Here is a 19,150-nt window from a genome sequence, read left to right as displayed (position 1 = left end):
CCTGTCATGTCATCGACTCTTCCGCTCGTCTCCATGACCGAGGCCAGCGATCCGCAGCAGGTGGGCCAGAAGTTCGCGCGTCAGCAGCACCTGGCGCGGCACGGCTTCCCGGTCCCCGAGTTCTTCTGCCTCACCACCACGATGTTCCAGGAGGTGGCGCGGCCCCTTCAGGGTGCCATCGACCGGCTCACCACCGCGGTGGACCGGACGTCCCATCAGGACATCCGCCGCGTCGCGGAGGAGATTGAGCACCTCTTCCTCCAGGTGCCCCTGGGGGCGGAGCGCGAAGCGTCCATCCTGGAGGCCTTCGACCGGACGTTCAGCGTAGGCGGGGTGGTGGCCGTGCGGGCCTCGGTGGTGGGGCGGGCGCTGGAGGAGAGCGAGGATTCGGAGACGGATCCATTCGCGGGAGTGAGCTCCACGTTCCTCTACGTGCGGAGGGACGCGCTGCTGGACCGCATCCGCCGCTGCTGGGCGTCCGGTTACACGCCGGAAGGGCTCATCTACCGGCTCGCGCAGGGCCGGGACGTCCGGGGACTGATGGTGGCGGTGGGCGTGCAGCGGATGGTTCCGGGCCGCCGCTCGTTCGTGGCCTTCACGTGCGACCCGAAGACGACGGAGCGCCGCACGCTGGTCGTCGCGGGGCACGGCATCGGGGAGGGCGTGGTCCAGGAGAAGGTGGGCGTGGACCACTACTTCATCCACCCGGAGACGGGCCACATCGACCGGCAACTCGCCCACAAGGCGGACATGCTCTGCGAGAACCCCGAGCCTGGGGGCGAGCTGGTCCGCCGCCCCGTGCCGGAGCCTTTGCGGGACGCGCCGTGTCTCACGGATGAGGAGCTGAAGCGCCTGGCCCGAATGGCGAGGGACATCGAGCGCAGCTTCGGCAAGCCGCAGGACATCGAGGGCACGTTCACGGAGGGCGGCAATCTCCACGTGTTGCAGGCGAGGCCCATCGCCTTTGACTTCCGGAAGATCCGTGTGTGGGGTTGCGGCAACGTCTCGGAGAGCTTCCCGGGCGTCACGACGCCGCTGACGTACTCGCTGGCCAGCTACTTCTACGAGGTCATCTTCTACGACCTGCTGCGCCGCATGAAGGGCGCGGACGCGAGGGCCCTGCATGACCAGACGCCCGCGTTCCAGAACATGCTGGGGTTCATCGACGGGCGCGTCTACCACTCGCTGTCGAACCTGATGCACGTCAATGGCATCAACCCATTCATCGCGGCCACCTCCATGCGGGACCTGGAGGACGTGCTCCAGCGGGACGCCTCGCTGGTCATCCGGCTGCCGGGGCACCGTGAGAGCTTTCCCAGTACGGCGAGCTACGCGTATGCGTTGGGGCGCTCGGTGCTGGGGGCGCTGACGGTCACCGCGACGTTCCAGCGGGACTTCGAAGCGTTCGGGGCGTGGTGGAAGCGGACGCTCGCGGGGTTGCGGGCGTTGTCCGTGGAGAAGGAGGACCCGCTGGTCCTCATCCATCACTTCCGGCGCGTCTGGACGGAGGTGGGGAACTGGTGGGGGCTGACGCTGATCAACCACTGGTACATCAACACGTGCTTCGGACTGGCGCGCAGGCTGTTGCTCAAGTGGACCGGCGAGGACCCCAGCGCGCTGCTGGTGGGCTTGATGTGCGGGGCGAAGCCGGACGCGGGCACCCACGCGTTGCTCTCCGCGGTGGCGCTCGCGGAGCAGGTGCGAGCGGATCCGGCGCTGGCGAAGCGCTTCGACGAAGGGGAGGCGGAGGCGCTCTGGAAGAGCATCGACGCCGGGGATGTGCCGCCCGCGTTCGCCCGTGCCTTCCGGGAGCACCTGCGCGAGTTCGGGGACCGGGGCGTGCAGGAGTTGAACGTGGAGCGCCCGAACCTGCGGGACACGCCGTGGGACCTGGTGCGAGTCGTCCAGTCCTACGCTCGCTCGTCCGTGACACGTGAGGAGCTGAGGGCGTCGGACAGGGCAAGGCGCACGGAGGCGGAGGCGCAGTTGGCCACGCTCCTCCAGGGGCATCCGCTGCGGAAGCTGGCCATCGAGCAGCTCCTGGAGAAGTTGCGGACGGTGATTGGTCTGCGCGAGGACAGCCGGTTCTGGCGGGGCCAGCTCTTCGGCTTCAGCAAGCAGGTGTTCGCGGCGCTGGGACAACGGATGTCGGAGCGGGGCGTGCTCGATGCGCCGCTGGACGTGCATTACCTCACGATGCGCGAGGTGCTGGACCACTTCGAGGGCCGGAGTGTCACGAGGAACCTGGGAGAGCTCGCGAGGCTGCGGCGGCGGGAGCAACAGGACAACCAGGAGCGCCAGCCGCCGCGAGACTTCACCACGGTGGGCAGCGTGGCGGATGGCATTCCCAGGGCGGTGGAGGCGGCCAGTGATGACGCCTCGCTGTTCAAGGGAATCGGTTCGAGCGCGGGCATCGTAGAGGGCAACGCGCGCATCGTGCTGGACCCGGGCGCGGTGGGCTCGCTGAGCAAGGACGACATCCTGATCGCGAAGGAGACGGATCCGGGCTGGCTGTTCTTGATGCTGGCGTCGGGAGGCATCGTGGTGGAGCGCGGCAGCATGCTGTCGCATACAGCCATCGCGGGCCGGAAATTCGGCATCCCCACGGTGGTGGGCGTGGCCAACGCGACGACGCGCATCCCGGATGGAGCCAGGGTCCGGGTGGATGGTTCCACGGGCACGGTCACGCTGGTGGCGGCATGAGCAGGACCGTCATGGAGCGGGTGAGGGCGACGCTGCGCTTCTCCGTGCAGCGTTACCCGCCGCTGTTCTACCTGTTGGTCATCACGCTCTGGTGCGTGAGCCTGGACGGGATGTTTGGAGTGCTCGACGGCGGCGGGGGACTGGCGTTCTCCGCGGACCTGCTGCTCGTCGCGCTGAGCATCTTCGGCGTGGGCTACTTCATGCGCATCGTGGATGAGCTGCGCGACTACGAATACGACTTGGTCCACAACCCGGACCGGGGGCTGGCGAAGGGGGACGTCAGCTTCGGGGACCTGTACGTGGCGCTGGGGCTCAACGCGGCCGTGTTGCTCGGGACGAACCTGGCGGTGTCCTGGGTGAGGGCCGCCATCCTGTCGGGTATCATGGTGCACGCCCTGGTGCTCTGGTGGCTGGAGAAGAATTGGGCTCCGTACCAGCGCAGCATGTTCCTGATGATTGGAATCGCCATCCAGCTCCACGTGGGCCACGGCCTCTACGTCTGGGTGGCGCACGCGGAGCGCACCGGAAGGCCACTGAATCCCCAAGGGCTGCTGGCCATCCTGGGAATGGTCTTCCTGTACCTGCACTGGGAGGTGATGCGGAAGACCGCGTGGCCGGGGACGACGAAGCCAGGGGAGAAGCTCTACTCCGACGAAGTGGGGTCCACCGCCAGCGCGGTGATTGCCTTCATGGTGATGGCCGGAGCATCGGGGCTCATTCTGTGCCTCACGAAGCCCTGGCAATCACACGTCACGGGCTGGCTCTTCCTGCTGCCCCTGGGAATGGCGGGCATCAACCTGACGCTGTTCTTCAAACAGCGCAGGCCGCGAGCCCGGTCAGGACGACTGGCGGCCCGGAGCTACTTTGCGTTTCTCTTTGTCATGCTGGTGTTGCCAGTACGTTGATGTGAAGACTCCAGAGCTGTCCTTGAGCAATACAGTCAGAGATGGCGGACCCGCTCATGGCTTCGGCGTGATGCAGGAGCCAAGTCTGCATTTGCCAAGCAAGAGTGGAAACGGCGGGGCAGTCAAGTGGTGCTTATGACATGGCGAGCCTTCAGCGAGAAGCACGTTGGTCCGTTTCTGAGCCGCTTTGTTGGTGGGCACACACTCAACTGCACACAGTTCCTGGTCGATTGAGTTGGGGTCTACCCTGGGAAGGTAGTTGTTTCCACATGCCGCCTGCGCAGCCTTCTTCCAATCCGCCCTGACGGGTGGGCCTTGCGCGATGGCGGGGAAAGCGAGAGCGAGGCAGAAGCTGGCGAGCAGCAATCGTTTATGAGTCATGGCCTGACGCTATCTCATAGGCTGGTCGGCACCTAATCACTACGCGAAGCGCAGGAGCCGGAAGGTTCCCTGGCCCTGAGTATTGCGCTCCGAGTGCATCATCGTTTCAGGGGGGCCTTGCCGGGGCGCTGCGAACCAATGGGCGCTGGTTGATGACAAGGAGGACTCACCGATGACGTCCACCCGACGTCGCGCCCTTGGCGCATCCGCTCCGTTCGTTGCCTGTCTCCATGTCTCTCTGACCGCAGGTGCCGCGCCCCGGCCCGTGTTTGCTCCGGGCGGTGGTGGATTCGCTGACCCGACAGTGGTCAGCAACAACAGTCAGCTCTACAGCATGTCGACCGGCAGCCTCGTTTCCGAAGCCTTCGTGCGCCACGGGCGGTGGCATGTGGGCTCCGGACCTGGAGCGGATCAGCGCGAACGATTGAGAGCTCCACTTCGACGCCCCGTGGTTGGATTGGACGAGAACCAGCGCTGCATCGGGGCGGCCACCGCCAGTTCACCACTCGGGCCCTTCACTCCAGTCGCGGGCGGACCCCTGGTCTGTCCCGGGCGCGCCAGTACGCCGGCTCCGGATGACAACGTCCCGGAGCGGCCCATCGCGACTGCTGGCGTCATCGACCCGTCCGGATTCAAGGACAGCGATGGCACGCGCTTCCTGCTCTACAAGACAGACGCAGCGGTTGCCATCGTCGCTGCGCATCGTCCGGCTCAACGCGGCGGGCACGCAGGTTGCCAGCGGGGCCACCAGTCGCCAGTTGTTGCGCTCGGACCGCATCGTGGAGAACCCGGTGCTGGTGACGCGCGCTGGCGACTGCATCCTGTTCGCCTCTCGCGGGCCGTACATCAAGTGCACCTACGAGACCATCAGGGTGCGGACCCAGGGCCTGGGCACCAATGCCTTCAACTCCGTCGCGCAGCACCCCTGCCCACGGATGGAAACAACGGCGGGGGGGCGGCCCGGGTGGCGCGGACATCGCCGCGGCGCTCGATGGCGGGCGGCGCATCTTCTTCCACGGCTGGCTTCGCGGAAGCGGCCCCTGCCCGGTGAACTTCGACGCGCAGACCGATGACGGGGGCCGCCGGGGCATGTGCCTTGGCGTGCTCGGCTGGGACTCGAACGACAACCCCGTCGTGAACAAGCTCCTCAGCCCGGATTGATCAGTCCCCCCAGTCGCCACACCGTGAACGTGTGCAGCCTGCGTCCCCGGAACACCCCCGTGAGCTTCACGGGCCCCTCCACGGAACCAAAGCGTTGCACCAGCTCCGCCGGCGGCTCCGCGCCGTTCTCCGAACACCACAGCACGTCCTGCCCGGGCTTCAATTCCAGCTCGGGCCACAGGTCGTACTGGCTCTTGCGCCGTGACGGACCTGCCGTGTCCGTCTCCACGCCCGCCGCGTACGCCACCTGCGACGCCAGCTGATACGTGGGCGCGTAGACCGCCGTGGGCCCTGGCGCCATCCCCGGGAACAACTGCTCCGGCCTGCGCAGCCGCTCCAGCACGCCCCAGCCGTGCGTCCTCGCCAGCACCACATCTCGCTCGAACGTCAGCACCGGGAACAGCAGGTGCGACGTCACCGCCAGCACCACCGCCATCCCGCTCCACGCCGCCGCGCGCTGCCACACCGGCCGCATCCCCGCCACCCCGACACAGGCCGCCACGTATGCCGCCGCGGGCCAGTTGGCCTCGCCCCGCGTCTTCGCCGCCGCGTAGCCGAAGAACAGCAGCGGAATCACCGCCGCCATGCGCAGCAGGAACTGCTCCCTGGGCCCTCGCACCGCGTACACCAGCGCCAGCGGGAACAGCACCGGGCCGCCCATGGCGAACTGTCCCACCACGTACTCGCCGAGCGTGACCCAGCCGCCGCTTCCGCCCAGGCCGTGGTTCAGCTGGAACTTGAACCCCACCCAGTCATGGCTCGCGTTCCACAACACCACCGGCAGGAAGCACAACAACCCCAGCCCCGCCGTGAGCCACGCCCCCGCGGGCAGCCGCCTCGCCCGCAGCGCCGCGAGCATGAACGCCAGCCCCAGCAGCACGGACGGATACTTCGACAGCAGCGCCAGTCCACACGTCAGCCCCGCCAGCACCCACTTCTCGCGGTACAGCGCCCACAGCCCCAGCACCCAGAACAGCAGCATGGGCGAATCCGGCGTGGCCCAGACTCCGGAGAGGATGCCCACCGGCACCGCGCTCCACAGCGCCACCGCTCGCCATGCCGCGTCGCGCGAGCGATACACGTCCAGCGCGAGCCCCCACACCGCCACGCCCGTCCCCAGCCCGCACAGGAGCGACGTCCCCCGGATGCCCAGCGCCGCGATGAGCCACGCCACCATCGGTGGATGGTCGAAGTAGCCCCAGGCCAGATGCCGGGCCCATTGCCAGTAGTAGGTTTCGTCGAAGTAGACGTCCGTCCCGAGCGCCAGTGCGAGCCGGACCGCCACGCCCAGGGCCACCAGGACGAGACAGGCCCTCATTCCCGGGCCGGGGCTGGAGGAGTGGGCGGACGCACGCACGCCCCCGGACAAAGCGCACCGGAGGGCCGTTGGCCAGCGAGGAGTGAGGCCATTTCGGCTTGCCCCCGCGAACCCAGGCTCACAATGTGAAGGACCGCGAAGCCGCTGCAAACCGGGAGTACCCCATGGACGACCATCCCCTCTCTGGACACACCAACCGTCTGGCACGGGAGCCGTCGCCGTACCTGCGCCAGCACGCCACGAATCCCGTGGACTGGTACCCCTGGGGGGACGAAGCCCTGGCCCGCGCCCGCGCGGAGAACAAGCCCATCCTGCTCTCCGTGGGCTACTCCGCGTGTCACTGGTGCCACGTCATGGCCCACGAGTCCTTCGAGCATCCGGACATCGCGCGCCTGATGAACGACGGCTTCATCAACATCAAGGTCGACCGCGAGGAGCGCCCCGACCTGGATCAAATCTACCAGGGCGTCGTGCAGCTCATGGGGCAGGGCGGGGGCTGGCCCCTCACCGTGTTCCTCACCCCGGACCTGCGCCCGTTCTACGGGGGCACGTACTTTCCGCCCTCGGACCGCTACGGCCGGCCGGGCTTCCCGCGCCTGCTCTCCGCGCTGCGCGACGCCTGGGAGCACAAGGCCGAGGACATCGAGGAGCAGGCCCAACGCTTCCAGGAGGGCCTGGGCGAGCTGTCCGTCCACGGGCTGGATGCCGCGCCCGCGCACCTGTCCGCGGAGGACATCGTCGCCATGGGCCAGTCCATGCTCAAGCGCATGGATCCGGTGAACGGTGGCTTCGGCGGCGCCCCCAAGTTCCCCAACCCCATGAACATCGCGCTGCTCCTGCGCGCGTGGCGGCGCGGCGGCGGCGAGCCCTTGAAGGCGGCGGTGTTCCGCACGCTGGAGCGCATGGCGCTGGGCGGCATCTACGACCAGCTGGGCGGCGGCTTCCACCGCTACTCCGTGGACGAGCGCTGGCTGGTGCCCCACTTCGAGAAGATGCTCTACGACAACGCCCAGCTCCTGCACCTGTACTCGGAGGCGGAGCAGGTGGAGTCACGGCCGCTCTGGCGCAAGGTCGTGGAGGAGACCGTCGAGTACGTCCGCCGCGAGATGACCGACCCGGCCGGCGGCTTCTACGCCACGCAGGACGCGGACAGCGAAGGCGAGGAGGGGAAGTTCTTCGTCTGGCGCCCCGAGGAGGTCCGCGCTGCCCTGTCCGTGGGCCAGCAGGCGGACACCGTGCTGCGCCACTTCGGCATCAGCCCTGGGGGCAACTTCGAGCACGGCGCCACGGTGCTCGAGGTCGTCGTGCCCGCGGAGCAGCTCGCGAAGGAGCAGGGCCGCCCCGTGGAGGCGGTGGAGGAGGAGCTGGCGGAGGCGCGCCGCGTCCTCTTCCTCCTGCGCGAGCAGCGCGTGAAGCCGGGCCGCGACGACAAGATCCTGGCGGGCTGGAACGGGCTGATGATCCGCGGGCTCGCGCTGGCCTCGCGCGTGTTCAACCGCCCGGAGTGGGCGAAGCTCGCGGCCGACGCGGCGGACTTCGTGCTCGCGAAGATGTGGGACGGCAAGCGGCTGCTTCGCACGTACCAGGACGGTCAGGCCCGCATCGACGGCTTCATGGAGGACTACGGAGACTTCACCGCCGGCCTCACCGCGCTCTATCAGGCCACGTTCGACGCGAAGTACCTGGACGCGGCGGACGCGCTCGCGCACCGCGCGGTGGAGCTGTTCTGGGACGAGGAGAAGCAGGCGTACCTCGCCGCGCCCCGCGGGCAGAAGGACCTGGTGGTGGCGACCTATTGCCTCTTCGACAACGCGTTCCCCTCCGGCGCGTCCACGCTGACGGAGGCGCAGGTGGTCCTCTCCGCGCTCACCGGCGACGTGTGCCACCTGGAGCACCCGGAGCACTACGTCGCCAGGCTGCATGATCAGCTGGTGCGAAATCCCATGGGCTACGGCCACCTGGGGCTCGCGGCGGACGCGCTGGTGGACGGCGCTTCGGGCGTCACCTTCGCGGGGACTCGCGAGGCCGTGGCCCCGCTGCTGGCCGCCGCCAACCGCACCTACGCGCCGGTGTTCTCCTTCGGCTGGAACGACACGGGCGCTTCTCCGCCCGCGCGCCTCCAGGAGCTCTTCGAGGGGCGCGACCCGGTGGAAGACAAGGGCGCCGCGTACCTCTGCCGCGGCTTCGTCTGCGAGCGGCCCATCACCGAAGCGGGCCTGCTCGCGGAGCGGCTGGTGGCGACCCCGGGCCACTGAGGCGCGGCCGCGGGGACACGCGCACGCGGCCTACTTCACGTCCGTGACCTGGAGCGAACCGATGAGGGGCGTAATCTCCGCGTTCCCCTCGTAGCCCACGTAGAAGTGCGTGGCGTCCGCGACGGGCTGGTTGAACGTGGGGTCCAGCTGGGTCCACTCGCCCACGTAGGCCTCCACCCACTCGTGCCAGTACAGCGCGGGCACGCCGTCCGAGTTCACCATGTAGATGACGCCGTCCACGCGGCGCGCGGGGATGCCGGACGCGCGCAGCATGGCCACCGTGAGCAGCGAGTGCTCCGTGCAGTCGCCCTTCTTCTGGCGCAGCACGTCCGTGGCCCGGTCCGCGCTCGCGCCGTAGTCCTTCTGCATATTGCTGTACACCCACGCGGACAGCATCCGCGCCGCCGTGTACGCGTCCTTCTCCTCGCGGATGATGCTCTTGGCCTGCGCCTTGATGGCCGGCGCCTCCGACTCCACCGCGAGCGTGGACTTGAGGTTCTCCCCACCGTCGGGATCCGCCACCGGCCGGGGCAGGCGGCCCCTGGGCGCGGGCGGCGCCGCCGTCACCGTCACCTCCACGCGCCCGTCCGGCAGCCGCTGATACTTCTGCCGGTACGTGTCCTGCTGGAACTTCTCCGGCAGGTTCTTCATCACCAGCTTCACCTGGCCGGGAACCTCGCGCGCCTTCGCGGGCAGCGGCTTGGGCAGCACCACGCGCGTGAGGCCGAAGACCTCCACCAGGTCCAGCCGCTTCGCCACCGCCTCGGACTCGGCGCGCGCCTGCATCGTCTGGCCGAAGTCCACGCGCACCATCTTGCCGTCCGTCGTCAGGAGCGACGTCACCGGCACCTTCTCCTTGTCCGACAGCGTGCTCACCCGCGACAGCTTCGCCTTCACGCCGCCCAGCACCTGCTCCTCGGGCGCCTCCACCGTGGTGACGGTGCGGTAGCCCTCCAGGTCCGTGCCGTCCAGCGCCACGCCCTCCACCTTCTGGCCGCGCAGGAGCGCCACGCGCGCCTGATCCGCGTCCTCCACCGTCTCCTTGGGCAGGGGCAGCGGCTTGAGCACCTCCTCCGGCTGGCCCGGGCGCTTGCGCACCACGCGCAGGGAGTCCCCCGCCACCGTGCCCACGAGCTCGTTGTCCCCGCCGTCGCCCTTCTGCGTGACGGTGAAGGACAAGAGCTTGCCGCCCGGCTTCGCTTCGTAGACGCGCACCTCGCGGTGCACGCGCTCCGACACGCGCGTGCCCACCTGCGCCTTGAAGATGAGCTCGTTGATGCTCTGGGCCTTGTTGCCCGGCAGCACCGTCAGGTCCGTGAAGAACCAGCCCACCTTCTTGTCCATCAGGTACAGGCCGAAGTACTCGCCGCCCTTGGGGCGCGGGGCCTTCAGCGCGTCCGACAGCTCCTGGGCCTGCGGCGCCTTCGCCAGGGCCTTGGACGCCGCGGCCTTCACCTGGTTCTTCAGCGCGGGGGCCTGGGCCCAGGCCGCGGAGGGCGCCCCCGTCAGCAGGGCGAGCAGGCTCAACAATCCCAGACGGGTGCGTCGCATCGGTCGGTTCATGGAAGGCATCTGCTCGCTCCGGAGGGGGACTACAGGCGCTTGGTCAGGATGATGAGGTCATCACCCTGCTTGTAGAAGTCGCGGATCCGCGCCTCCTCGCCGTACTTCATGGACGCGTAGAAGCCGCGCGTGGGGCCGTAGGCCTCCGTGGCGCTCGTCTCCACGCGGATGATCCGCGCCTTGCGGCGGCGCAGGTCGCCCTCCATGGCGGAGACCAACGCGGCCCCCACGCCCTGGCCCCGCACCTCCTGCGCGGAGGCAATCCAATACAGGTCGAAGGTGTGCTCCGTCATCGGCGTGGGGCCATAGCAGCAGTAGCCCACCAGCCCGCCGCCGTCCTGCCCGCGGTCCGCCACGAGGATGGAGTAGTCCCGGTTGCCCGCCGTGAGCGCGATATCAACCAGCTCGATGGCGCAGTCCTGCTCCTCCTGCGAGAAGGTTTCGATTCGCCGGATCAACGCGGCGAGCGGTTCCCGGTCCTTTCTTTCGAGCGTGCGGATTTCCATGGGTCCTTTCAAGCGCGACCTCCACGATGCGGGAGGCCAGGGCCGCGTAGTCCATGCCGGCGGCCTGCGCCGCCTTCGCGAACCCCGCGCCCGGGTGCAGGTCGCAGTTGGGGTTGATGTCGATGACGTACGGCACACCCTCGGGCGACACCCGAAGGTCCACGCGTCCATAGTCCTGGCAGTCCAGCGCTGCAAATGCTTCCAGCGCCGTCTGGATGCAACGCGCTTCCTGCACTGCGTCGAGCCGGCAGGGCCCCGTGGGCGAGTCCCGGTACTCCGGTGACTCCTCCTCCCACTTGGCCCGGTACGACACGATGTTCGGCCTGTTTTCGAACGCGCGGCCGAAGTGGATCTCCGTGAGCGGCAACGCCTGTCGCGGACTGTTGCCCAACAGGGGAACGTACACTTCGCGTCCCGGGATGAACTGCTCCACGAGCGCGGGCTGGTGGAAGGTGCGCAGCACGGACTCGCACGCCCGCACGAGCGCCGAGCGCTCCGTCACCACGGAGTCGAAGTCCATGCCCACGCTGGCGTCCTCGCGCGCGGGCTTCACGATGAGCGGCCACGGCAGGTCCACCGCCAGTGCGTCCTCGCGCTTGCGCACGACGCAGGAGGCGGGCGTGGAGACGCCGTGGGCGCGAAGCACGTCCTTGGCCTTGGGCTTGTGCAGCGCCAGGCCCAGCGAGAGGGCGGACGAGCCGGTGTACGGCAGGCCCAGCGCGTCCAGCAGGCACGGGACGGCCATCTCTCCGCGGCTGTCGGCGGCCAGCGACTCGCAGAGGTTCACCACGAGGTCGGGCTGCAGGAAGCGCAGCGACTCCACGAAGTCCAGCCGGTCTCCCTCGATGGCGAGCGGCTCGGCGACCACGCCGTCACGGCTGAGCGCATGGGCGAGGCTTTCGGCCACCCGGACCACGTCCTCGCGGGCTTCGCGCCCGGGGTCGTCCTCGAGGAGGTCGTGGTCACGATTGTGCAGCAGGATGATGTGCATTCGGAGTGGCCCGAGGGTTAGCACGTCCCCAGGGACCTTCCCAGCCTGTGACATGGTGTCCGGTCGGTCCCTCACAGGGCTACCGCCTGGCGGGGTATGCGCTACGGTGGGTGACCCGTTGGGACGGCGACCGGCCACCCCCGGCTCCTCGGCCCGGCAAGAACACCATGCGGATTCGCGACCCCATCCACGGCGTCATTCCGGTCAGCGACCCGGAGAAGGCCGTCATCGACAGTCGCTTCTACCAGCGCCTGCGCTACGTGCGGCAGCTGGGCTTCGGGGACCTGGCCTTCCCCGGCGCCACGCACACCCGGCACGCCCACAGCCTGGGGGCCATGTACGTCGCCTCGCGCGTCTTCGGCGCCGTGGCCAGCCGCTCCGACCTGCCGGACGACGTGCGTGAACATTTCTGCACGGCCGTGCGCCTGGCCGTCCTCTGCCATGACCTGGGGCACATGCCCCTGTCCCACGCGTCCGAGCGCATCGCGCCCCGGCGGTCACTGCTGCGGCTGCCCGGCTGGCTGGATGCCGTGGCGGAAGGCGAGCAGGCGACCCACGAGGACTACACGGCGAAGCTGCTGCTCGACAGCTCGCTGACGGACATCATCCAGAAGGAGTTCGGTCCGCGCGGCATCACCCCCATGGCGGCGGTGGCGCTGATTACGGGCGCGAAGCCGCCCAAGGACCCCGGCTTCACGTACAAGGGCGTGGACTGGACGCCGCTCTTGCGCGCCATCGTGTCCGGGGAGCTGGACGCGGACCGGATGGACTACCTGCTGCGCGACTCGTTCTACACGGGCGTGAACTACGGCCGGTATGACATGGATTGGATCGTCTCCAACCTGAACCCGGCGGTGAAGGACGGCAGGGCGGTGCTGGCCCTGTCGCGCGCGGCGGCGTTCGCGTTCGAGGACTTCCTGCTCAGCCGCTACCACATGTTCGTGTCGGTGTACCTGCACCACACGTCGGTGAACTTCGACCACATGCTGCGGCGCTACTACGAGGAGACGCCCGGCGAGTTCGAGATTCCCCACGACCCGGAGTCCTTCCTGCTCTGCGACGACGCGGCGCTCTGGTACACGCTGCGCCGCTCGAAGAACCGGTGGGCGGAGCGCATCAGCCGCAGGCAGGGCTTCAAGCTGCTGGCGCAGTTCACGGAGCGCGACACGGGCTACGACCTGGAGGTGCTCAACAGCGCGCTCACCAGCGGCGGCTTCGAGCACTACACCGTGCAGTCCAAGGGGGCGCTCAGCAAGTACGTGGGGTCCTCCGGGGGCAGCGGCAACCCGGGTCTTTTCATCCTCGACGTGTCCACCGGCCGGCTGACGGAGGTGGCGCGCTACACGCCGCTGTACCAGCGCTACAGTGGCGCGGTGCGACTGACGCGGCTCTATGTCCGGCCGGACCAGGCCGAGCGGGCGCGCGAGATGATGGGCCGGCTGCTCGGCCAGACGACGCAACCTTGAAGGACGACGGTGCAACCATGAGCGAGCCCCTTCCCGGCATGGGCCTCTTCGGGCCCCACACCCCCGTGGAGCCCCGGCCCTCCTCGGTGGTCATCCTCTACCGGCGCGTGCACGGCGGCGTGGAGGTGTTCTGGGTGAAGCGCGAGCGCGCGCTCTCCTTCGCGGGCGGCTTCCAGGCCTTCCCGGGCGGCAAGCTGGACAAGGACGACCACGACGTGCCCGTGCAGGGCGCCCAGGGCGAGGAGGCCGCGCTGCGCTCCGCCGCGGCGCGCGAGCTGTTCGAGGAGGCGGGCGTGCTGGTGGCGGAGGGGGCGCGCGCGCTGTCGCCCCAGACGCTGGAGGAGGGGAGGGCGGCGCTGCTCGCGGGCACGGTGAAGTGGAGCGAGTGGCTGGCGCGTCACGCGCTGGCGCTGCGCGCGGAGGACCTCAAGGCCGCGGGGCGCTGGGTGACGCCGCCGTCCGTCCCGGTGCGCTTCGACACACGCTTCTACCTGGTGGAGCTGCCCGAGGGCGCCACCGCGAGCATCATCCCCGGCGAGCTGACGGAGGGCGCGTGGATCCGCCCGGAGGACGGGCTGGCGCGCTGGAGCGACGGCACGGCGCTCTTGCATCCGCCCGCGCAGCACGCGCTGCAGGTGCTGTCCGACTTCACGGACGAAGCGGACGCGCGCGCGAGGCTGTGCACGCCGCCGTACTGCCCGGGCTTCGTGGCCCAGCGCATCGAGTTCCAGCGCGGCGTGCGCGTGGTGGCGCTGGAGACGCCCACGCTGCCTCCGGCGACGCACACGAACGCGTACGTGCTGGGCACGGGCGACCTGCTCATCGTGGACCCCGGTTCGTCGGACGTGAAGCAGTACGCGAAGCTCTTGTCGCTGGTGTCAGGGCTGAAGGCGGAGGGCGCGCGGCCGGTGGCGGTGGTGCTCACGCACCATCACGGCGACCACGTGGGCGGGGCGTTCGCGGTGAAGGAGCGGCTGGGCATTCCGCTCTGGTGCCATGCGCGCACGGCGGACCGGCTGGACTTCCCGGTGGAGCGCCTCTTGGAGGACGGCGAGGTGTTGAACCTGGACGGCCCCATGCCGCAGCGCTGGCACGTGCTGCACACGCCGGGGCACGCGCGCGGGCACGTGTGCCTGGTGGACTCGCGCAGCAAGTCGGCCATCGTGGGGGACATGGTGGCGAGCGTGGGGACCATCGTCATCGACCCGCCGGAAGGCAACATGGTGGACTACCTCACGCAGCTCAAGCGGCTGCGTGACTGGCCCGTCACCACGCTGTACCCCGCGCACGGCTCGCCGGTGCCGGACGGCCCGGGCAAGCTGAACGAGTACCTGCGCCACCGCGCCCAGCGCGAGGCCCTCATCCTGGAGGCGGTGCCCGCGACGGGCGCGACGTTGCCGGAGGTGGTGGCCACGGCCTACGCGGACACGCCGCCCCTCCTGCACCCCGTGGCGGAGCGCAGCGCCCTGGCCTCCCTGGAGAAGCTGGTGGCGGAGGGCCGCGTGCGCGAGGACTCCCTCACCTGGTTCCGCGTGGGGGCCTGAGCCCGGCGCCTAGAAGCTGCCCATGAGGCCCAGGTGCGGGCCCTTGTTGCTGTAGGTGGCCACGGGCATCAGGTGCACGGACGGGGTGGGGGCCGCCTGCGGCGCGGCCTCCTGGCGCAGCACCTTGGCGTGGGACAGCTCGAAGCCCGCGCTCGCGCCCACCACCGGGAGGATGAAGAGGGCGGCGTTGACGGCCGGGGGCGTCTCCGTGCCTCCGCTGTTCACCAGCGTGAGCGCCAGGAACGTCGCGCCCCAGCCCACCAGGCTCCCGAGCACCGTCGGGCCCACCCGGCCGCGCCCGTCCATGAGCCGGCCGCCCGCGTACGTGCCCACCGGGATGCCGATGATGGCTCCCGCTCCGGCGCCCGCGGCGGCCATCACCAGGCACTCGTCGCAGCCCACCGTGGCCGACCCCAGCAGGTACCCCACCGAGCCCAGCACCGTCGCACCCACGACGCCGCCCGCCGCGCCGCCCAGCACCTCCACCGCCACGCGCGGCACCGGGTCCTTCGCCACGGGCGCGGCCTTCACGGACGGCAGCGCCTCGGCGGGGACGGAGGCGCGCTTCGGGACCTCGTCACCCGACGTGGCGTCCGGAGGCGGAGGCACGTCCTCGTCCGGCGCGCCCACCAGCGGTGGCGGCGTGAGGCTCCCGGCGGGAGCCTGGGCCGGCTCGGCGGGGGCCTCCTGGGCGGAGGCCAGGCTCGACACGAGCAGCAGGGCGAGGAGTGGGAGCGGACGCGGGAGCTTCACCAGGGCCCACGCTACCGCAAGGGCGGCGTCGGCGTCGCCCCGTCCCCGGAGGCCGGCGTCTCTTCGCGGGTCCGGCGGCGCAGGGTCCTGTACACGAGCGGCGCCACGGCCAGCAGTGCCTGCGGTACCAGCGACAGCGCGTCCGGATACAGGCCCAGCATGTCCACGTGGATGAAGCGCACCGGCACCAGCGGCAGCGCGCCCACCTCCTGCAGCGAGTGGATGCCCTTGCCCAGCAGCATCACCGCCGTCACCACCATCACCACCGTGGAGGCGTTGAAGAGCGTCTTCATGGGCAGCCGGTAGCCCATGCGGTTGACGAAGAGCACCAGCACCCCCAGCGCCAGGATGCCCGCCACCACGCCCCATACGACGCCCGCCGCGGAGTCCACCGCCAGGCCCTGGAGGAAGATGGCCGTCTCGAAGCTCTCGCGCAGCACGGACGTGAACGCGATGACGAACAGGCCCACCGTGCTGCCGCGGCCCAGCGCGCCCTGCATCTTCTGGCGCAGCTCGCCCATGAAGTGGCTCACGTTGGCGCGCGCGTTGAGCCACAGCGCCGCGTACAGCAGCATGCCCACGGCGACCAGCGCGGTGAGGCCCTCCATCCACTCGCGCTGCGCACCCGCCATCAGCTTGCGGCCCAGGACATACGCGATGGCGCCCGCGATGAGCGCGGACACCACGCCCACGTGCACCACGCGCACCTGGTCCATGGCCTTCATCTTCTTCAGCGCCGCCAGGAGCGCCGTGACGATGATGGTCGCCTCGAAGCCCTCGCGCAGCAGGATGAGCAGCGTGAGCCACGCCACGGACAGCACGTCCGTGGTGCTGCCCGTGGACTTGCGCGCCTGGTCCAGGAGCGACAACAGCTCACGCCCCTCATCCTGGAGGTGCGGGCTCTTGCGCTCCGCCGCGAGCCGCGCCTGGAGGAATGCCGCCTCCAGCTTCTGGGTGAGCGCCGGGTCGCGCCCGCGCAGCTTGGGCTCCACCGGCTCCAGGCCGTTCAGGTACGCGTCCAGCAGCGCGTTCTTCGCGCCCGTGTAGTCGCCGTCCGCGCCCAGCCGCAGCGCGTGGCCCACCGCCGCGCGCGCGTTGAGCAGCACCTTCTCCTCGTCCGCGTCCGGCATGTGCCGGCGCAGGCACGCCACCTTCTCCGCGCCGAACGCCTTCGCCAGCTCCGCGTCCGTGGACGTGGCCAGCCGCTCCATCGACGCGTTGGGCGGCTCGCCCTGGCACGGCGGCTGGCGCAGGGTGAAGACGAAGAAGGCCAGCGACCAGCGGTCGTCTTCGGAGAGCGTGGGGTAGGCGGGCATCGCCGTGCCGGGCACGCCGAAGCTGGTGGTGTTGAACGCCTTGTACGGCGTGATCCCGTCCTCCATCCGCTCCGGGTCGTGGAAGTCCGCCGGCTTGGGCTCCATGGTCGCCGCGATGGACACGTCCGCCTTGCCGTCCGCGCCGTGGCACGCCGAGCAGTTGGCCTGGAACAGCTTCGCGCCGTGCTCCAGGTCCGGCGTCACGCGAGGACTGCGCGCCAGGCCTCCGGCCAGCACCAGGCTCTCCACCAGCTCACCGCAGTCGCGGCTCACGCCCTCCGGGTCCTTCGCCTCGTTGACGCGCGCCTGGATGGCCTCCACGCGGGGCACGAACGTGGCCGCCGCCGGGCCCAGGTCCTGCGCCGCCGCCAGCGCCTCCGCCGCGAAGCTCTTCTGCTCCGTCAGCTCGAACTCCGACCGGGACGCCACCGCCGCCGGGTAGTCCGCCTGGAGGTACTGGAGGATGCCCACCAGCCGGTGCCAGGTGCGCCCCTCGTCGTTGGCCGGGGCTTCGGCCCGGGCGGAAGAGGACAGCGCAAGCAGCAGGCACAGGGCGAGGGAGGCGGCGTGTTTCACGGCCGTCTTCTACCAACCCCCTCTGGCGCGTTCAATTCTGCGAATCAAATTCAATTGATGAGACCCCCCTCAGAATCGAGGGGGGCTCGGGGGGAGACACTCAGCGTGCTCCCGGGGATGACTCAGGGCAGCTCGATCCCGCAGTACTGCGGGTACGTCTTGCACGGATAGCAGGGGCCGCCCGGGCCGAAGTAGCAGACCTCGCCAGGAGCGCAGATGCCGCTCTCCGGGCACTGCCGCAGCTCCTGCTCCTGCGTGCCGGGCTGTGCGCCCGGGCCTTCCTCGATGGGCCCGCCACAGGCGGCGGCGAAGCCCAGCACCGCGAACAGCCCCAGCCCACGAATCACATGACGACGCATGCACGCTCCTTCGGTGAGAGGAGCCCGCACGATAAGTCGAATCTGGAACCCCCGGAATGGGGGCTAACCCTGACGCTCGTAGGTGAAGAAACCGAAGGGCAGGTCGCCCTCCGGGTGCCGTTCCTCCTCCACCAACCTCCATCCGGTGAGGTCCATGGGCGGGAAGGAGGCATCGCCGGGGAAGTCCCGCTCGATGCGGGTGAGGTAGAGCCGGTGCCACAGCGCCTGCGTCTGCGCGTAGAGGTCCGCGCCGCCCGCGATGAAGACCTCGCTGTCGCTTCCTGCCTGCGCCAGGGCGTCCGCCACGGTGTGGGCCACGCGGACCCCTTCGGGGGCGGCCCAGTCCCGCTGACGGGTGAGGACCACGGTGGTGCGGCCGGGCAGCGGACGTCCGATGGAGTCGTACGTCTTGCGGCCCATGACGAGGGTGTGGCCCATCGTCAGTTGCTTGAAGCGCGCCAGGTCCGGCTTCAGGCGCCAGGGCAGGGTGTTGCCCTGCCCGATGACGCGGTTCGCCGCCATGGCGACGATGGCGGACACGCGCGGGCTCATACGGCCACGGGCGCCTTGATGGCAGGGTGCGGGTCGTAGCCTTCCAGCGTGAAGTCCTCGTAGCGGAAGGCGAACAGGTCCTTCACGTCCGGGTTGAGGCGCATGCGCGGCAGGGGGCGCGGCTCGCGCTTCAGCTGCTCCTGCGCCTGCTCCACGTGGTTCAAGTACAGGTGCGCGTCGCCAATCGTGTGGATGAACTCGTGCGCGGTGAGGCCGGTGGCCTGCGCCACCATCATCGTGAGCAGCGAGTACGACGCGATGTTGAAGGGCAGCCCCAGGAAGATGTCCGCGCTGCGCTGGTAGAGCTGGCAGGAGAGCTTCCCGTCCGCCACGTAGAACTGGAACATCACGTGGCAGGGCGGCAGCTTCATGGATGGCACGTCCGCCACGTTCCACGCGCTCACCAGGTGGCGGCGCGAGTCCGGGTTCTTCTTCAACCCGTCCACCAGCTGCCGCATCTGATCCACGTGGCCGCCGTCGGGCGTGTTCCACGAGCGCCACTGGTGGCCGTAGACGGGGCCCAGGCTGCCGTCCGCGTTGGCCCACTCGTCCCAGATGGTGACGCCGACCTCCTGGAGCGAGCGCACGTTCGAGTCGCCCCGCAGCATCCACAAGAGCTCGTGGATGATGGACTTCGTGTGGAGCTTCTTCGTCGTCACCAGGGGGAAGCCCTGGGTGAGGTCGAAGCGGAGCTGGTGGCCGAAGAGGCTCAGCGTCCCCGTGCCGGTCCGGTCGCCCTTCTGCGTCCCGTGCTTCAGGACGTGCTCCATCAGACTCAGGTATGGCCGCATTGGGCTTTTT

15 protein-coding genes are annotated in these 19,150 nt (G+C 69.7%); 6 read left to right on the top strand and 9 right to left on the bottom strand.

Annotated features, from left to right (window positions below; all coding sequences use genetic code 11):
• Positions 1 to 6: 6 nt before the first annotated feature.
• The 3 genes from KYK13_RS31545 (at position 7) to KYK13_RS31535 (ending at position 5,150) form a co-directional block, all read left to right on the top strand.
• Positions 7 to 2,703, top strand: a complete 2,697-nt coding sequence (locus KYK13_RS31545) for a PEP/pyruvate-binding domain-containing protein (protein ID WP_223637344.1) — start codon at positions 7 to 9, stop codon at positions 2,701 to 2,703.
• Positions 2,700 to 3,608 (top strand): hypothetical protein, encoded by a 909-nt coding sequence (locus KYK13_RS31540; RefSeq protein ID WP_223637341.1) that lies wholly within the window; start codon positions 2,700 to 2,702, stop codon positions 3,606 to 3,608. The genes KYK13_RS31545 and KYK13_RS31540 overlap by 4 nt, the downstream gene beginning before the upstream one ends.
• Before the next feature lie 1,278 nt (positions 3,609 to 4,886).
• Positions 4,887 to 5,150 (top strand): hypothetical protein, encoded by a 264-nt coding sequence (locus KYK13_RS31535; RefSeq protein ID WP_223637339.1) that lies wholly within the window; start codon positions 4,887 to 4,889, stop codon positions 5,148 to 5,150.
• Here the strand turns inward: KYK13_RS31535 and KYK13_RS31530 are convergent.
• Positions 5,137 to 6,468 (bottom strand): glycosyltransferase family 39 protein, encoded by a 1,332-nt coding sequence (locus tag KYK13_RS31530; protein ID WP_223637336.1) that lies wholly within the window; start codon positions 6,466 to 6,468, stop codon positions 5,137 to 5,139. The genes KYK13_RS31535 and KYK13_RS31530 overlap by 14 nt on opposite strands.
• A 164-nt stretch (positions 6,469 to 6,632) precedes the next feature.
• Between KYK13_RS31530 and KYK13_RS31525 the strand changes: the two genes are divergently transcribed.
• Entirely contained in the window at positions 6,633 to 8,723 is a 2,091-nt protein-coding gene (locus tag KYK13_RS31525; RefSeq protein WP_223637333.1) for a thioredoxin domain-containing protein, read from the top strand.
• 30 nt (positions 8,724 to 8,753) lie between these two features.
• Here KYK13_RS31525 and KYK13_RS31520 read toward each other — a convergent pair whose 3' ends face one another.
• Genes KYK13_RS31520 through KYK13_RS31510 form a run of 3 tightly spaced genes read right to left on the bottom strand, consistent with a single transcriptional unit; the run spans position 8,754 to position 11,783 of the window.
• A complete protein-coding gene (locus tag KYK13_RS31520; protein ID WP_223637330.1) occupies positions 8,754 to 10,274 on the bottom strand; it encodes a transglutaminase family protein in 1,521 nt (506 codons plus the stop codon).
• A 41-nt stretch (positions 10,275 to 10,315) separates the two neighbouring features.
• Positions 10,316 to 10,744 (bottom strand): N-acetyltransferase, encoded by a 429-nt coding sequence (locus tag KYK13_RS31515; protein WP_223637327.1) that lies wholly within the window; start codon positions 10,742 to 10,744, stop codon positions 10,316 to 10,318.
• Positions 10,683 to 11,783, bottom strand: coding sequence for an ATP-grasp domain-containing protein (locus KYK13_RS31510; RefSeq protein ID WP_223637324.1), 1,101 nt, complete (start codon positions 11,781 to 11,783; stop codon positions 10,683 to 10,685). The genes KYK13_RS31515 and KYK13_RS31510 overlap by 62 nt, the downstream gene beginning before the upstream one ends.
• 167 nt (positions 11,784 to 11,950) lie before the next feature.
• Here KYK13_RS31510 and KYK13_RS31505 point away from each other — a divergent pair, with 167 nt between their 5' ends.
• The gene (locus tag KYK13_RS31505) at positions 11,951 to 13,249 is read left to right on the top strand and encodes an HD domain-containing protein (RefSeq protein WP_223637323.1); all 1,299 of its coding nucleotides are present in this window, start codon (positions 11,951 to 11,953) and stop codon (positions 13,247 to 13,249) included.
• 17 nt (positions 13,250 to 13,266) lie between these two features.
• Positions 13,267 to 14,793, top strand: a complete 1,527-nt coding sequence (locus KYK13_RS31500) for an MBL fold metallo-hydrolase (protein WP_223637322.1) — start codon at positions 13,267 to 13,269, stop codon at positions 14,791 to 14,793.
• A gap of 9 nt (positions 14,794 to 14,802) precedes the next feature.
• Here the strand turns inward: KYK13_RS31500 and KYK13_RS31495 are convergent, their stop codons facing one another.
• The 5 genes from KYK13_RS31495 to KYK13_RS31475 all read right to left on the bottom strand — a co-directional run bounded on the left by KYK13_RS31495 (position 14,803) and on the right by KYK13_RS31475 (position 19,140).
• On the bottom strand, positions 14,803 to 15,546 hold the full coding sequence (locus KYK13_RS31495) for a GlsB/YeaQ/YmgE family stress response membrane protein (protein ID WP_223637321.1): 744 nt from the start codon (positions 15,544 to 15,546) through the stop codon (positions 14,803 to 14,805).
• Positions 15,547 to 15,557: 11 nt separating this feature from the next.
• The gene (locus KYK13_RS31490) at positions 15,558 to 17,438 is read right to left on the bottom strand and encodes an FTR1 family protein (protein ID WP_223637319.1); all 1,881 of its coding nucleotides are present in this window, start codon (positions 17,436 to 17,438) and stop codon (positions 15,558 to 15,560) included.
• Between the two features lie 122 nt (positions 17,439 to 17,560).
• Positions 17,561 to 17,797 (bottom strand): hypothetical protein, encoded by a 237-nt coding sequence (locus tag KYK13_RS31485; protein WP_223637318.1) that lies wholly within the window; start codon positions 17,795 to 17,797, stop codon positions 17,561 to 17,563.
• 63 nt (positions 17,798 to 17,860) lie between these two features.
• On the bottom strand, positions 17,861 to 18,349 hold the full coding sequence (locus tag KYK13_RS31480; protein ID WP_370645197.1) for a dihydrofolate reductase: 489 nt from the start codon (positions 18,347 to 18,349) through the stop codon (positions 17,861 to 17,863).
• Positions 18,346 to 19,140, bottom strand: coding sequence for a thymidylate synthase (locus KYK13_RS31475; RefSeq protein ID WP_223637313.1), 795 nt, complete (start codon positions 19,138 to 19,140; stop codon positions 18,346 to 18,348). The genes KYK13_RS31480 and KYK13_RS31475 overlap by 4 nt, the downstream gene beginning before the upstream one ends.
• Positions 19,141 to 19,150: the final 10 nt, after the last annotated feature.

Source organism: Corallococcus sp. EGB, from assembly GCF_019968905.1.
Taxonomy (GTDB): Bacteria; Myxococcota; Myxococcia; order Myxococcales; family Myxococcaceae; genus Corallococcus.
This window is presented reverse-complemented; position numbering and strand designations above follow the sequence as displayed.

Coding starts and splice junctions, on each gene's coding strand:
- KYK13_RS31545 (WP_223637344.1), top strand. CDS start 7: ATGTCATCGACTCTTCCGCTCGTCTCCATGACCGAGGCCAGCGATCCG.
- KYK13_RS31500 (WP_223637322.1), top strand. CDS start 13,267: ATGAGCGAGCCCCTTCCCGGCATGGGCCTCTTCGGGCCCCACACCCCC.
- KYK13_RS31475 (WP_223637313.1), bottom strand. CDS start 19,140: ATGCGGCCATACCTGAGTCTGATGGAGCACGTCCTGAAGCACGGGACG.
- KYK13_RS31535 (WP_223637339.1), top strand. CDS start 4,887: ATGCCTTCAACTCCGTCGCGCAGCACCCCTGCCCACGGATGGAAACAA.
- KYK13_RS31540 (WP_223637341.1), top strand. CDS start 2,700: ATGAGCAGGACCGTCATGGAGCGGGTGAGGGCGACGCTGCGCTTCTCC.
- KYK13_RS31480 (WP_370645197.1), bottom strand. CDS start 18,349: ATGAGCCCGCGCGTGTCCGCCATCGTCGCCATGGCGGCGAACCGCGTC.
- KYK13_RS31525 (WP_223637333.1), top strand. CDS start 6,633: ATGGACGACCATCCCCTCTCTGGACACACCAACCGTCTGGCACGGGAG.
- KYK13_RS31530 (WP_223637336.1), bottom strand. CDS start 6,468: ATGAGGGCCTGTCTCGTCCTGGTGGCCCTGGGCGTGGCGGTCCGGCTC.
- KYK13_RS31505 (WP_223637323.1), top strand. CDS start 11,951: ATGCGGATTCGCGACCCCATCCACGGCGTCATTCCGGTCAGCGACCCG.
- KYK13_RS31485 (WP_223637318.1), bottom strand. CDS start 17,797: ATGCGTCGTCATGTGATTCGTGGGCTGGGGCTGTTCGCGGTGCTGGGC.
- KYK13_RS31510 (WP_223637324.1), bottom strand. CDS start 11,783: ATGCACATCATCCTGCTGCACAATCGTGACCACGACCTCCTCGAGGAC.
- KYK13_RS31520 (WP_223637330.1), bottom strand. CDS start 10,274: ATGCGACGCACCCGTCTGGGATTGTTGAGCCTGCTCGCCCTGCTGACG.